The 13849-nt window shown below is 67.6% G+C and carries 13 protein-coding genes; 5 read left to right on the top strand and 8 right to left on the bottom strand.

Features of this window, described 5'->3' with window-relative positions; all coding sequences use genetic code 11:
- Both J6U32_RS18865 and J6U32_RS18860 read left to right on the top strand, forming a co-directional pair.
- Positions 1-942 (top strand): endonuclease/exonuclease/phosphatase family protein, encoded by a 942-nt coding sequence (locus J6U32_RS18865; RefSeq protein ID WP_208791656.1) that lies wholly within the window; start codon positions 1-3, stop codon positions 940-942.
- Entirely contained in the window at positions 939-1703 is a 765-nt protein-coding gene (locus J6U32_RS18860; protein ID WP_208791655.1) for a heme oxygenase (biliverdin-producing), read from the top strand. The genes J6U32_RS18865 and J6U32_RS18860 overlap by 4 nt, the downstream gene beginning before the upstream one ends.
- A 38-nt stretch (positions 1704-1741) precedes the next feature.
- Here the strand turns inward: J6U32_RS18860 and J6U32_RS18855 are convergent, their stop codons facing one another.
- Positions 1742-2557, bottom strand: a complete 816-nt coding sequence (locus tag J6U32_RS18855) for a TetR/AcrR family transcriptional regulator (RefSeq protein ID WP_208791654.1) — start codon at positions 2555-2557, stop codon at positions 1742-1744.
- Between the two features lie 97 nt (positions 2558-2654).
- Between J6U32_RS18855 and J6U32_RS18850 the strand changes: the two genes are divergently transcribed.
- Entirely contained in the window at positions 2655-4190 is a 1536-nt protein-coding gene (locus J6U32_RS18850) for an MFS transporter (RefSeq protein WP_244332143.1), read from the top strand.
- A gap of 19 nt (positions 4191-4209) precedes the next feature.
- Here J6U32_RS18850 and J6U32_RS18845 read toward each other — a convergent pair whose 3' ends face one another.
- Both J6U32_RS18845 and glnA read right to left on the bottom strand, forming a co-directional pair.
- Entirely contained in the window at positions 4210-4395 is a 186-nt protein-coding gene (locus J6U32_RS18845) for a hypothetical protein (RefSeq protein ID WP_026920045.1), read from the bottom strand.
- Positions 4396-4588: 193 nt separating this feature from the next.
- Positions 4589-6022, bottom strand: a complete 1434-nt coding sequence (glnA, locus tag J6U32_RS18840; RefSeq protein ID WP_208791653.1) for a type I glutamate--ammonia ligase — start codon at positions 6020-6022, stop codon at positions 4589-4591.
- 341 nt (positions 6023-6363) lie between these two features.
- On the opposite strand from glnA, the gene J6U32_RS18835 reads away from it, so the two are divergent.
- Positions 6364-6861 (top strand): RDD family protein, encoded by a 498-nt coding sequence (locus J6U32_RS18835; RefSeq protein WP_006370568.1) that lies wholly within the window; start codon positions 6364-6366, stop codon positions 6859-6861.
- Positions 6862-6901: 40 nt separating this feature from the next.
- The gene (locus tag J6U32_RS18830) at positions 6902-8353 is read left to right on the top strand and encodes a hypothetical protein (RefSeq protein ID WP_208791652.1); all 1452 of its coding nucleotides are present in this window, start codon (positions 6902-6904) and stop codon (positions 8351-8353) included.
- A gap of 31 nt (positions 8354-8384) precedes the next feature.
- Here the strand turns inward: J6U32_RS18830 and J6U32_RS18825 are convergent, their stop codons facing one another.
- The 5 genes from J6U32_RS18825 to sucB form a co-directional block, all read right to left on the bottom strand.
- A complete protein-coding gene (locus J6U32_RS18825) occupies positions 8385-9131 on the bottom strand; it encodes a DUF4191 domain-containing protein (protein WP_208791651.1) in 747 nt (248 codons plus the stop codon).
- A gap of 64 nt (positions 9132-9195) precedes the next feature.
- Positions 9196-10320: a lipoyl synthase gene (lipA, locus tag J6U32_RS18820; RefSeq protein WP_208791650.1), complete on the bottom strand. Its 1125-nt coding sequence runs from the start codon at positions 10318-10320 to the stop codon at positions 9196-9198.
- A complete protein-coding gene (gene lipB / locus J6U32_RS18815) occupies positions 10317-11081 on the bottom strand; it encodes a lipoyl(octanoyl) transferase LipB (protein WP_208791649.1) in 765 nt (254 codons plus the stop codon). Before lipB ends, lipA begins: the two co-directional genes overlap by 4 nt.
- On the bottom strand, positions 11071-11958 hold the full coding sequence (locus J6U32_RS18810) for a TIGR01777 family oxidoreductase (RefSeq protein WP_208791648.1): 888 nt from the start codon (positions 11956-11958) through the stop codon (positions 11071-11073). The genes lipB and J6U32_RS18810 overlap by 11 nt, the downstream gene beginning before the upstream one ends.
- Positions 11959-11964: 6 nt before the next feature.
- A complete protein-coding gene (gene sucB, locus J6U32_RS18805; RefSeq protein ID WP_208791647.1) occupies positions 11965-13755 on the bottom strand; it encodes a 2-oxoglutarate dehydrogenase, E2 component, dihydrolipoamide succinyltransferase in 1791 nt (596 codons plus the stop codon).
- Positions 13756-13849 lie beyond the last annotated feature (94 nt).

The following is a 13849-nucleotide window of genomic DNA, read 5'->3' as shown; positions in this document are numbered from 1 at the left end:
GTGCGCGGCCTGCTGAGGTTCCTCGTCCTGTCGCTGGCGTGGCTACTGGTCGTTGCGACCGGCCTGGCGATCTGGCTGCATTACATCGCCTCCCGTGGGACGGTGGCGGTGTACGCGACCGCAGCGGTGCCCTTCGCGGTGGTGACCGGTGTGGCGGCGATCCTGCTGTTCGCAGCTCTGCGGCGGTGGATCGCGCTGTTCGTGGCGGTTCTGGCCGCGGTCGGAGTGTGCTTCACGCAGGGGCCGCTGTGGGTATCGCAGACCCCACCGGCGGGCGATCGGTTCACCGTCGTCAGCGCCAACCTGCGCTTCGGTGAGGGGTCCGTCGACGACGTCGCCGCGGCGGCGCGTGACGCACAACTGGTGTCGCTGCAGGAGGTCACCCCAGAGGCCCTCGAGCGCATCCGCAACAGCGCACTGGCGCAACGGTTTCGGTACGAGTACGCGCTACCCGGGCCGGCGGCCGCCGGGGGAATGCTGTTGAGTCTGCGCCCACTCGACGACGCGCATCGGCTGCCGAACATGCTGCTCAACAACCTGAGCGCACAGACGGTGGTACCGGGTGGACCGCGCACGCGGGTACTCGCCATCCATGCGCCGGCACCGCTGTCGGGGCATGCGGGGGAGTGGGATCACGACCTGGGACTGCTGCGCGACCAGCTGCACGATCTGCCCGACGGTCCGGTCATCGTCGCCGGAGACTTCAACGCCACCTGGGACCACGCGCAGTACCGGGCGCTGCTGTCCCATGGCTTTGCCGACGCCACCTCGCAGGCGGGCGCCCGACTGCAGCCGACGTTTCCGACCGATCGTCTCGGAGGCCGACCGCTGGCCGCAGTCGATCGGGTCGTGGTCCGCGGCTTCGTCGCCACCGCCGTGCACACGTTCTCCATCGCGGGGTCGGATCACCGTGGAGTGGTGGTGTCGCTGGTGGCCGGGTGAGCGGCGGCGAGCACGGCGAAATCGTTAGCACCGTAGCAGTGGACCCGGCCGTGATCGGCGTTCTCGGGTTACGGATGCCGGTGTGGGGTGGTATCACTGGTGGCAACATGACATCTCTCACCGATTCCCCCGCCACCCAGCCGGTCGCCGTCTCGACGCGTCTGCGCGAGGCGACCGCAGTGGCTCATCAGCAGGCGGAGAACTCGCCGTTCATCGATGATCTGATGTCGGGGCGACTCGACGTCGCCGCGTATCGGCGGCTCGCCGAGCAACTGTTCTTCGTCTATCGCGCGCTGGAGTCGGTCGGCGATGCCCTGGCCGAGGATCCGGTCGGTGGCGCGGTGCACGACGAGCGGCTGCGACGGGTCCCGCGACTGCGCACCGACCTCGCCGCCCTCGGATCCGACGTCGACGCCGTGTCGCCGTTGCCCGCGGTGGCGGCCTATGTCGAGGCGATCGAGGCGACCCGCTCGGATGCCGCGCGGTATGTCGCACACCACTACACCCGCTACCTCGGTGACCTCAGTGGTGGTCAGGTCGTGGCCCATCGGATGCGGCAGCACTACGGTGTCGACGATTCGGCGCTGTCGTTCTACGCCTTCGACATCGACAAGCTCAAGCGCTACAAGGACTCCTACCGCGACCGCCTCGACGCCCTGCCCCTCGATGATGCCGGGGTGGATCGTCTGGTGGCCGAGGCGGTCAGCGCCTTCGAACACAACCAGGCGCTGTTCGCCGATCTCGACCGCACCCGCGGCTGACCCGTCCGCGGGTCCGTACCGTCGGCGGCGGTGCGCAGTCAGTCGAGCGTGTCGATCATGCCGGTGAGGCCGTCGAGGATCACGCCGAGGCCGAACTCGAACTGTTCGCCGTCGAAGTCGTCGTTGCCGTCTGCCATCGTCTGCACGGCCGCTGTCAGGGCGGGGAATCGGTCGGCGTCGATCAGTGATGCCACCACGGCCTCGTAGCCCGGTGTCGGTGGTTGTGCCCCTTTTCGTGCCCCCGCCCGTGCTCCGCCGTCGCCCGGCAGTAGGCCCATCTGCGCCGACTGCCGGATGTGCTGGCGGACGAATCCGTCCACCAGGAGCAAGGCATTCATCTTCTGCGGCCCGGTCAGTGCGGTGGGATCGAAGGCGCGGACGCCCGACTCGGTCCAGGACAGCACGTTGGGTCCGACCGGCGGCCGTGACATCGGGATCTCGGTCAGCCAGGGGCGTGCGCGCAGGGTCGATGCCGCCGCGTGCGCCCAGTCGGTGATCCGTTCGCGCCACGTCCCGCTGGTCGCCAGATGCGGGTCGGCGGTCCCGTAGGCCTCGTCGACGAGGAGATCGATGACGTCGTCCTTGCTGTCGACGTAGCGATACAGCGACATCGCCGTGAGACCGACGCTCTGGGCGATGGCCTTCATCGATACGGACTCCCAGCCGCTGTCGTCGGCGATGGCGACCGCGGCGCGCGCGATGTCGCGGATGGTCAGGGTCGGTTTGGGGCCTCGGCGCGGGGTGTCGGGGACTCGGCCCCACAGCAGTGCGACCGACGTCGGTAACCGCACGGGCATCGGTGCGGGTGCGGCTGGTCCGCGCTCGGCGGCGTCGGGGTCGTCCGGGGCATCCATGTCGACATCCTACTAATTGCTTGCACCATATACAGTTCAGTCCTAATATCTGCGTAGGCAATAAACAGTATATGCCGTATATGAAAGGTTTGGTGTCATGCCCCACGTACGAATCGCGCGCTCGCCCTGGGTGGCTTTGACTGCGCTGTGTCTGCCGATGCTCATCGTCTCGATGGACGTGTCGGTGTTGTTCTTCGCGGTTCCGTTCATCGCCGCGGATCTCGATCCCTCACCTGCACAACAACTCTGGATCTTCGACGTATACGGGTTCGTGCTGGCCGGACTGCTGCTGACCATGGGGTCGCTCGCCGACCGATTCGGTCACCGCCGCGTACTGATGTGGGGTGCGGCCTGCATCAGCGCTGCATCGTTGCTCGCGGCCCTCTCGAGCACGCCGGAGATGCTGATCATCGCTCGCGCGGTGCTCGCCGTCGCCGGTGCGACGCTGATGCCCTCCACGCTGGCACTCATCCGACACGTCTTCGGCGACGATGCCGCGCGGGCGAAAGCGGTGGCCACCTGGAACGCCGTGCTGGCCGGGGGAGTGGCGCTCGGCCCGATCATCTCCGGTGTGCTGCTCGAGCACTTCTGGTGGGGCTCGGTGTTTCTCATCAACATTCCGGTCATGGTCGCGCTGTTGATCGCGGCACCCCTGCTGCTACCCGGAGACACCGCCATACCGGGCCGCCGCATCGACGTCCTCAGTGCGCTCTTGGTGTTCGCGACGATCCTGCCGGTGATTTATGCGATCAAGGAGATCGCCGCCGACGGCTGGTCGCTCGGTCGGCTGGGGATCGGCGTCGTCGGTGTGGTGCTCGGGGTGGCCTTCGTGAGACGTCAACGGCGCCTGGAAGATCCGATGCTCGATCTGACACTGCTCGGTGAGCGTCGCTTCTCGACGTCGATCTGGACCAACCTCATCTGCATGTTCGCGTTGCTCGGCAACTCGATCATGGTGACGCAATACCTGCAGTCGGTCCTCGGATTCAGTCCGCTGCGGGCGGCGCTGTGGAGCGTGGTGCCGTCCCTGTTCGTCGCGGTGGCGGCGCCGACCGCGGCCGTGGCGGCCGGGCGGTTCGGTCGTCCTGCGGTGATGATCGGGGGACTGGTGGTGGCGGCCTGCGGCTTCGTGGTGCTCGCGACGCTCATCGGGCAGGACTCGCTGCTCGTGGTGCTCGTCGCGTCGACGTTGCTCGCCGGCGGGCTCGTGGCCACGACCTCGGTGATCGCCGACCACGTCGTCGGAATCGCACCGGCCGATCGTGCCGGCGCCACGTCGGGGCTGCTGGAGACATCGAGTGAACTCGGCGGTGCACTGGGCATCGCGCTGCTGGGAAGTGTGCTCAACGCGGTCTATCGCGTGAGCTATCCGGCGGGCGTGGGGCCGGTGGAGGCAGGTCGCAGTCTGGCCGGGGCGAGCGCGGTGGCACACCGCGAACCGGCCGAGGCGGCCGCACGGATTCTCGACGCCGCCCGCCACGCGTTCGTCGACGGGATGTCGGTGGTCGCCTGGGTGGGAGCCGGGGTGCTGGTGGTGACCGCGGTACTGATTGTGTGGGCGGCGCGCACGCCATCGGCCCACGGTCGGCCGACGCGTTCCGGGAAGGCGTCGGCAACGTTCGCTCAGGGGTGAGAGCGGAACGGGGTGGGACTCAGTAGACCTCGACCTTGGAGCCGGACTTCAAGATGAGCTCGCTGCGATCGTCGGAGCTGTGGGCGAGTTCGACGAGGCGTTGGTCGGTGCCATGCGGAACCTGCTTGCGGACGACGGCACGGATGCCGTCCAGGGCGATCCGATCGCCGGGGACGAGATCTTCAACAAAAAGCATACGGGACATGAGAAGAAGATTACGGGTTGAGATGTGATCGCGTGAGAGCAAAAGGTCCTCCGTGGCATCATTCACATTTTGTGCTGTGACCTGCGCCATGAGGTGCTGCCGCGATTGTGCGGTCTCACGAACACCGCGGGCCCACCGACTCTGTTGTCGGTGGGCCCGCGGTGCTCTGTGTCAGAGATCAGCGTGTCAGAGATCAGCAGTCGTAGTAGAGCGCGAATTCGTACGGATGCGGACGGATCTGGACCGGCTCGATCTCGTTCTCACGCTTGAGCGCGATCCAGGTCTCGATGAGGTCCTCGGTGAACACGCCACCGGCGGTGAGGTATTCGTGATCCTCTTCGAGCTTGTCGATGACCGCCGACAGCGAGGTTGGGGCCTGCGGGATGTTCTTGGCCTCCTCGGGCGGGAGCTCGTAGAGGTCCTTGTCGACGGGCTCGTGCGGCTCGATCTTGTTCTTGATGCCGTCGAGTCCGGCCATCATCATCGCCGCGAAGGCCAGGTACGGGTTGCCCGAGCTGTCCGGGCAACGGAACTCGAGGCGCTTGGCCTTCGGGTTGTTGCCGGTGATCGGGATGCGCACGCAGGCCGACCGGTTGCGCTGGCTGTACACCAGGTTGATCGGGGCCTCGTAGCCCGGCACCAGACGCTTGTAGGAGTTCACCGTGGGGTTGGTGAAGGCCAGCAGCGACGGCGCGTGATGCAGGATGCCGCCGATGTAGTAGCGCGCCAGATCCGACAGGCCCGCGTAGCCGGCCTCGTCGTGGAACAGCGGCTTGCCGTCCTTCCACAGCGACTGGTGGGCGTGCATGCCCGAGCCGTTGTCGCCGAACAGCGGCTTCGGCATGAAGGTGACGGTCTTGCCGTTCGCGTACGCGGTGTTCTTGATGATGTACTTGAAGAGCAGGACGTCGTCGGCTGCATGCAGCAGCGTGTTGAACTTGTAGTTGATCTCGGCCTGGCCGCCGGTACCGACCTCGTGGTGACCGCGCTCGAGCTCGAAGCCCGCGTTGGTCAGGTTGGTCGACATCTCGTCGCGCAGGTCGACGTAGTGGTCGTAGGGGGCCACCGGGAAGTAGCCGCCCTTGGGGCGCACCTTGTAGCCGAGGTTCGGTGAACCGTCGGGGTCGGAGGGCGAACCGGTGTTCCACCACCCGGACTCGGACTCGACCTCGTAGAAGGTGCCGTTCATCTGCGAGTCGAAGGCGACCGAGTCGAAGATGTAGAACTCGGCCTCGGCGCCGAAGAAGCAGGTGTCGGCGATGCCGGTGGAGGCCAGGTAGTCCTCGGCCTTGCGGGCGACGTTGCGCGGGTCGCGGCTGTAGGCCTCGCGGGTGAACGGATCGTGGACGAAGAAGCTGACGTTCATCGTCTTGGCGCGACGGAAGGGGTCGATCCGCGCGGTGGCCGGATCGGGGAGCAGCATCATGTCCGACTCGTCGATCGACTGGAAGCCGCGCACCGACGAGCCGTCGAATGCCAGGCCGTCCTCGAACACCGACTCGTCGAAGGCCGTGGCCGGAATCGAGAAGTGCTGCATCACACCGGGCAGGTCACAGAAGCGGATGTCGACGTACTCGACACCTTCCTTCTTGATGCCCTCGAGTAGTTCTTCGTTGCTGCTGTACACCGTGCGGTGACTCCTTAACTTGTCGGGGTCAGGCCGGCGTGTGCACACGCGGACCTGACGCGCCTGGACCACCGCGCAAGAAACCGCGGCGGATCTCAGCCAGAACCGTATGGACGCGACGTTGCCCGCACGTCAAGGACGTGTTTCCCCTGTGTTACACGGCCGGGGCTGCGTTGTCGTGCCCACGGCAACTATTCCGTATGCACGCCCCGTACGAAAGCGAACGGTGATCTCATCAGTGAACTCACTGCCTCTACCATGGAAAACATGAACGACGCGCGGACCACCGGCAGAATCGAGCACGCGAGCACCGGGAATGTGCGTGCCGGGGGAGATCTCTCATGAGCAGGGCCACCGGCTCCTGGTTGTCGGGCCCGCAGTCGGGCGCACCGGCCGACCTCGAATATCGCGGCGCCGACCTCGGCCTGCCCGAGAGCGGCCCCGGAGCGCTCGTTCCCGGGTGGCCGCGCACGCTGGCGCTGCTCGTCGACTGGATCATCGGCGGCGGGCTGTCGCTGTTCTTCGTCGGCTTCGGGTCACCGAACCTCGGCCTCGCCGTGCTCGCCGTGTGGTTCGTCATCGGCGTGTTCACCGTGACGATGTTCGGCTTCACGCCCGGGCAGTTCGCCGTGGGCATGCGGGTGGCGCGCGTCGACCACGGACCCGAGCGCCTGGCCGACGAGATCGCCGGCAAGGCTCCCGTCGCCGCGGTCGGCGTGATCCGTGCTTTGATGCGGCAGGTGCTGATCGTGTTCTTGGTGCCCGCGTTGATGAACGACTACAACGGCCGCGCACTGCACGATCGCGCGACCGGCACCGCGATGGTCCGGAGCCGCTGAACGCAGGGGTCGGGTCGCGCAGGGCAGGGGGTCGGCGAGCGTGCGTGTCGGTGCGAACCGAGGTCGGCGCGAGGCGCTGACGCTGACTGCCGTCCTGAGCATCGGCGCATTGGTGCTCTCCGCGTTCGTAGTGCTGGAGCGTGGTGAGGCCCAGCCGCCGCAGAGCCGCACCCTCGAATCGATGTCCACCCGCCCCGATGCCCGTTGGAGAGTCGATGCGGCATCGCTGTTCGGCAAAGACTTCGACGATGCGAGCGTGTCCGTCGAAGCGGCCTACGACCATCTCCTGGTGCGGGCGTCGCGCAACAGGCTCGGCCGTCCGTCCGCGGTGATCGCCATCGACCCTGACACGGGCAGGTCACTGTGGAGGGCGCCGAGGATCGGGTGGGAGAACTCCTGCGCGATCAGTCGCGACAAGCGGCTCGCGTGTACTCGTACGGCCAGAGTTGGTTCCGCGATCGTGACCAGGGTGTCGTTCGTCGATCCGGATACCGGAGACGACCTCGGCACCGCGACGATCCCGATCCCGGGGTCCTCGCGGATCCTGCGCGCCGGCGACGGCTTCCTGGTCCTGACCGTGGAAATGGAGAACATCGCACTCCCTGAGGAGATCCCCACGGATTCCGTGTTGGTGCCCGTGGCGGGCCTTGTCACCGATGACGACATACCGCCGCTACAGACGGTCATCACCAGGTTCGATTCCCGCGGGCATGCGTTGTGGACGGTGCGCCCGCCGGTCGATCAGGGGCAACCGGTGGTCACCGAAGCCGGAAACCTGCTCGCGGTGAGCGGTTTTCGCCATGGGGCCACCGTCATGCGGCTCGATTCCGGCCGACTACTGCACTCCGTGGACGATCGGCAGGCGGTGGTCATCCACCCGTCCGGGTTCGTGACGAGCGGTCTCGCCGGGACGGGTCGGGACACCACCGAGTTCTACGATGCCGACGGGGTGCGGACCGGTGAGATCTCGGGATGGCGTATCTCGTCCGGGGACGGTGCTGCCGACCCGGTGCAGACCATCAACGGCGACATCATCCCTGTGGAAACCAACACCACGATCGGGCTGGCGTCGACAGTCGGCACCGACGTGAGGTGGACGCGGCCGTCGCAACGGTCCTCTCCTCTGGTGCTCGGCGATCGGTATGTCGTCACCGTCGTCGACGAATTCAGCGAAGACCTCAGCAACACGCGCAAGTGGACGGTGCTCGACGCCCGGTCCGGTTCCCGGATCAGTGGTTTCACCGCCGGTTTCGGACAGGGTTTCGTGGGCTTCGACGGCGCTCGCCTGATCCTGGGCGGAGAGGCCGACGCAGACCAGCGGCCGAGCAACCCTGCACTCAGTGCGTATGACATTCGGACCGGAGCGCGACTGTGGCACCTACCGGCACCGCGTACCACGGCGCACTGGCAGGTCGTGGCGGGCCATCTGTTGCTCGTCGACGATGGGGTAGAAGCAGGCACCCGATCGTCGATCGTCGGTTACGCCGCGTGACCGACGCGGTCGGCGTCTGACCGCGTGGTGATCACGCGCCGCGACGCCGCGCGGTGCGCTGCATGCTGCGCATCTTGGCATTGCCGGGCAGCGGACCCTTGGGCATGCCCGGGCCGGGCTGCTTGCCGCCGAGCGCCGACAACCGGCCCTCGAGGGTGTCCATGCGCTTGCGGTCGATATTGCCCGGCAGCTTGTTGAGGTGCCGTTCGAGCTTCGACAGCGGCACCTGGCCGTCGTCGTTGCCGACCATGATCTGGTAGATCGGGGTGTCGCCGACGACGCGCGCGACCTTCTTCTTCTCTTGTCCCAGAAGGGCGGTGACGCGACTTGCCGAGCCCTCGCCGACGAGGATGACCCCGGGCTTGCCGATCACCCGGTGCACGGCGTCGAGGTGGGAGGTGCCGGTGACCGCCTGCTGTACCCGCCACTGACCGCGCATATTCGACAGCGCCCACCCGGCCGCACCCGGTTGCCCCTCGGCCTTGGTGTAGACGGTCTTCTGCACGCGCCGTCCGAAGAGGAGGAAGGCGGCGAGGATGCCGAGCACCACGCCGATGGGAACGAGTAGCCACGGGGAGCCGATGAACAGACCGATGACCACGAAGATCGCCACGATCAGCACGAACAGGCCGACCATGTATGGGATCAGCCGCTTGTCTTCCTTGCGCTGCATCTGGAACGCCTGCCAGAGCTGCGTGAACCGCTCCTTGGAGGCCTTCCGTCGGGCCTGTCGTGCGGCCTTCTTGTCCGCTTTGCTCGCCGCTTGCGCCTTTGCCATGCTCACCAGGATACGTCTGCGGGCGCGGTGATCGACAACGCGGTCACCAGCCCAGGTGTCCGGTTCAGCGGGCCAGTCGCGCCATCAACGAGGAGGCCTCCTGGCTGGCCGAACCCTCGTCGGCGAGGTGCGCCAACGACGGCGGCAGTTGCCGTCCGTGGTGGGCCATCGCCTGCGCGTAGAGCCGGCCGGCACGATAGGACGAACGCACCAGCGGCCCGGCCATCACACCAGCGAACCCGACCTCGCGGGCGAACTCGGAATGATCGACGAACTCCTCGGGCTTGACCCAGCGCTCCACCGGATGGTGGCGCGCGGAAGGCCGCAGATACTGGGTGATCGTCAGGATGTCGCAGCCGGCCTCGTGCAGGTCGACGATCGCCGACTGCACCTCGGTCGGGGTCTCACCCATCCCGAGGATGAGATTGGACTTGGTGACCAGGCCGAAGTCGCGGGCCTGGGTGAGCACGTCGAGGGACCGCTCGTAGCGGAACGCCGGGCGAATGCGCTTGAAGATCCGCGGCACCGTCTCCAGGTTGTGCGCGAGCACTTCCGGCCGGGATTCGAAGACCTCGGCGAGCAGGTCGGGCTTCGCGTGGAAGTCCGGGATCAGATTCTCCACGCCGGTACCGGGGTTGAGCCGGTGGATCGCGCGCACCGTCTCGGCGTAGAGCCAGACGCCCTCGTCGGGGAGGTCGTCGCGGGCGACGCCGGTGATGGTGGAGTAGCGCAGGCCCATCGCCTGCACACTCTCGGCGACGCGGCGGGGCTCGTCACGATCGAGTTCGGCGGGCTTGCCGGTGTCGATCTGACAGAAGTCGCATCGGCGGGTGCACTGCTCGCCGCCGATGAGGAAGGTGGCCTCGCGGTCTTCCCAGCACTCGTAGATGTTGGGGCATCCGGCTTCCTCGCAAACCGTGTGCAGCCCTTCGCGTTTCACCAAACCCTTGAGTTCGGTGTACTCGGGTCCCATCGTCGCGCGCGTCTTGATCCACGAGGGCTTGCGCTCGATCGGGGTCTGGGCGTTGCGGATCTCCAGCCGCAACAACTTACGACCGTTGGGAGCCGGGTCGGTCGGTGCGGCGCTCGATTCGGACGAGGCGCGTGCGGACGCGGTGAGGGCGGGGGGCGACCCTTGTGGGGTCGACGCCGGCGCCGTGGGTGCGGTGCGGGTCTCTGACACGGTCACCGCACCGATGCTACGCGCGCGCCGTCGGCGTGCCCGGCCTGCGGGGTGAGGGTGATCTCACTGTGGTCCAGAGCCGTGAGAACGGCGTCGGCGACCTCGTCGGCGAGCGCGCCGACCGAGAGTTCCCGGCCCGCTTCGCGGCTCAGGGAGGTGACCCCGGCGTCGGCGATGCCGCACGGAACGATCGCGTCGAAGGCACTCATGTCGGGGTCGACGTTGAGGGCGAACCCGTGCAGCGCGACGCCGCGCGCCACCCGGATACCGATCTGGCCGAGTTTGCGTTCCCCGGCTTGCCCCGGGTCGGGTGAGTCGTCGACGACCCAGACGCCCGAGCGGCCGGCCACCCGGGTGGTGGCCACGCCGTGCGCCGCGCAGACACCGATGAGCGCCGCCTCGAGTCGGCGGACGTACTCGACGACGTCGAGAGGTTCGGCGAGTTTGATGATCGGATAGCCGACGAGTTGTCCGGGCCCGTGCCAGGTGATCCGCCCGCCACGGTCGACGTCGATCACCTCGGCGCCGTTGGTCGGACGATCGGCGTCCTCGGTTCTCTTGCCCGCGGTGTAGATCGACGGATGCTCGAGCAGCAGCAACAGATCGTGATCGAGTGTGCCGTCGGCACGTTCGCCGGCGAGCCGGTGCTGCAGTTCGTAGGCCTCGCGGTAGTCGAGGACGCCGAGCCGCCGGATCTCGACAGGGGTGGCGACCGCGCGCAGCGATGCCCGTCGGGTACCTATGGCGGCTGGTGTGTCAGCGTCCATTGGCGTACTCCAGTCCCGCGTCGATGGTGCGATGGGTGAAGACGAAGTCGTGGTCGGTGAGCACACCGGGTGCAACGCGCTGGGAGTACAGAACCATTTCCTCGATCATCTCGCCGCCCGCCTTGCGGGCGACGAACGCGGGAACACCCATCAAGGTCGGCCGGTGCACCGACCGGCCGAAGGCGTCGACGAAGGTCGCGAACGGGACCGCCCCGGGCGCGCACAGGTTCACCGGACCGCTGATCGACGAATTCAGCACGAACTCGATCGCACGGATCTCGTCGACCAGTGAGATCCACGAAAAGTACTGCTGCCCATTGCCGATGGTGCCGCCGAGGCCGAGCTTGAACAGCGGCCGGAGTTTGGCCAGCAGGCCGCCGTGCGGTGCGAGCACGGGTGCGGTCCGCAGCAGGACCACGCGAGTCCCGTCGCCGGAGTTGGCGGTCGCCGCGCCTTCCCAATCGACGGTCAGCTCGGCCAGGAACCCCGAGCCGGGTCCGTCGTCCTCGGTGGCCGTCCGTGCGCCGGTGTCCCCGTAGTACCCGGTGGCGCTCGCGCTCACCAGGGTGGGGACACCGGTCCGGCGGACGGCCTCGGCGATGACCTCGGTCGGCGGAATCCGGGAGTCGCGGAGTTCTTGTTTGAACCGCCCGCTCCACCGGCCGTTGCCGACCCCGACGCCGCCGAGGCTCACCACCGCGTCGACGCCGTCGAGTGCCTCGTCGGGAACACCGAATGTCTCGGGGTCCCAACTGAATTCACCGGGTTCGGTCGCCTCGCGCCGAACCAGCCGGCGCACCGAGTGGCCCGCCGATTCCAGCGCGGTGATCAGAGCCGAACCGATGAGCCCCGATGAGCCGGCGACGGCTACCCGCATCGGTGCCTAGAGACCCAGTTCGGCGGCGAACGAGCCGGCCTCGAGCCGCTTCTTGATCGTTGTCAGGAAGCGACCGGCGTCGGCGCCGTCGATGAGGCGATGGTCGTAGGTCAGCGGCAGGTACGACATCGACCGCACCGCGATCGACTCCGAACCGTCGTCGCCGGTGATGACCACCGGGCGCTTGACGATCGCACCGGTACCGAGCATCGCCGCCTGCGGCGGCACCAGGATCGGCGTGTCGAACAGGGCGCCCTGGCTTCCGATGTTGGTGATGGTGAAGGTGCCACCGGCCAACTCGTCGGGCTTGAGGCCGTTGGTACGGGCACGGGCGGCGATGTCGGCGATGGCCCGGGCCAGCCCGGCGATCGAGAGGTCGTCGGCGTTGTGGATCACCGGCGAGAGCAGGCCCTGCTCGGTGTCGACGGCGATACCGAGATGCACCTTGTCGTAGTAGGTGATCTCCTTCTTGTCCTCGTCGATGGAGGCGTTGACGTTCGGATGCGCCTTGAGCGCCTCCACGACGGCCTTGGCGATGAACGGCAAGAAGGTCAGGTTCACCCCCTCGGAAGCCTTGAACGACTCCTTGGCCGCCTTGCGCAGCGACACGATCTTGCTCATGTCGACCTCGAAGACCTGCGTCAGCTGAGCACTGGTCTGCAGCGACTCGCGGGTCTTCTTCGCGGTGATCTGCCGGATGCGGTTGATCTTCTGCGTGGTGCCACGCAGCGCCGCGAGTTCGGGCTTGACCTCCGGCGACGACGACGCGGCCGAAGCGGCAGCGGGCGCCGGTGCGGCGGCCGGGGCCGGGCTCGAGGCCGGCTCGGGGGCCTTCTTCGCCTCGGCGGCGGCGAGCACGTCCTGCTTGCGGATGCGGCCGCCGACCCCGGTGCCCTTGAGGCTCGACAGGTCGATGTCGTTCTCCGCGGCCAACTTTCGGACCAACGGGGTCACGTACGGGGTGGACTGCAGATCGGTGGAATCGTCGGCGGAGGCCACTTTGACCGGTTCGGGTTCCGGCTCACTCGTGGCGGCCGGCTCCTCGGACTTCGCGGGCTCGGACTTGGCGGGCTCGGGTTCGGGCTCCGGCTCCGGTTCCGGCTCTGGTTCGGGTTCCGGCGCGGGCTTCGATTCGGCGGCCGAGGCATCGCCGATCACCGCGAGCTTGCCGCCGACCTCGATGACGTCGTCCTCCTGCGCGAGGATCTCGAGCAGGGTACCGGCCACGGGGGACGGGATCTCGGTGTCGACCTTGTCGGTCGAGACCTCGAGCAGCGGTTCGTCCGCGGCGACCTCGTCGCCGACGGCCTTGAGCCAGTTGGTCACCGTGCCCTCGGTGACCGACTCGCCGAGTTCGGGCATCAGCACATCGGTTCCCGACGCTCCGTTGTCACCGGTGGCGGCGGCCGGCTTCTCGGCCGGAGCCTCCGCCTCGGTCGAGGGTGCCTCGGTGTCCTCTTCGGCCGCACCGGCTTCGGTCGGTTCGTCGCCGCCCGCCGAGTCGTCGGAACCGGCCGAGTCATCGGATCCGGAATCCCCGGAATCGTCGGCGCTCTCCCCGGCGTCACCGATCAGGGCGAGTTCGCCACCGATCTCCACGACGTCGTCTTCCTGGGCGATGATCTTGGTGAGGACGCCGGAGGTGGGGGCGGGGATCTCGGTGTCGACCTTGTCGGTCGACACCTCCAGCAAGGGCTCGTCGGCCTCGACGGTGTCGCCCTCTTCCTTCAACCACCGGGTGACGGTCCCCTCGGTGACACTCTCACCGAGGGCGGGCATCTGGACGGAGAAGGCCATTGCTGTTGACTCCTGAACTCGACGTGGTGGGTCTGCGTGTGAAGCGGGGTGTCGCGGTGTGTGCGCCGCGTCTCCCAGGCGTGTGGCGGGTGGC

Origin of the sequence: Gordonia polyisoprenivorans (assembly GCF_017654315.1) — a bacterium.
Lineage (GTDB): Bacteria > Actinomycetota > Actinomycetes > Mycobacteriales > Mycobacteriaceae > Gordonia > Gordonia polyisoprenivorans_A.
Note: the sequence above shows the minus strand (reverse complement) of the source record. Positions and strands in the feature narration are given on the sequence as shown.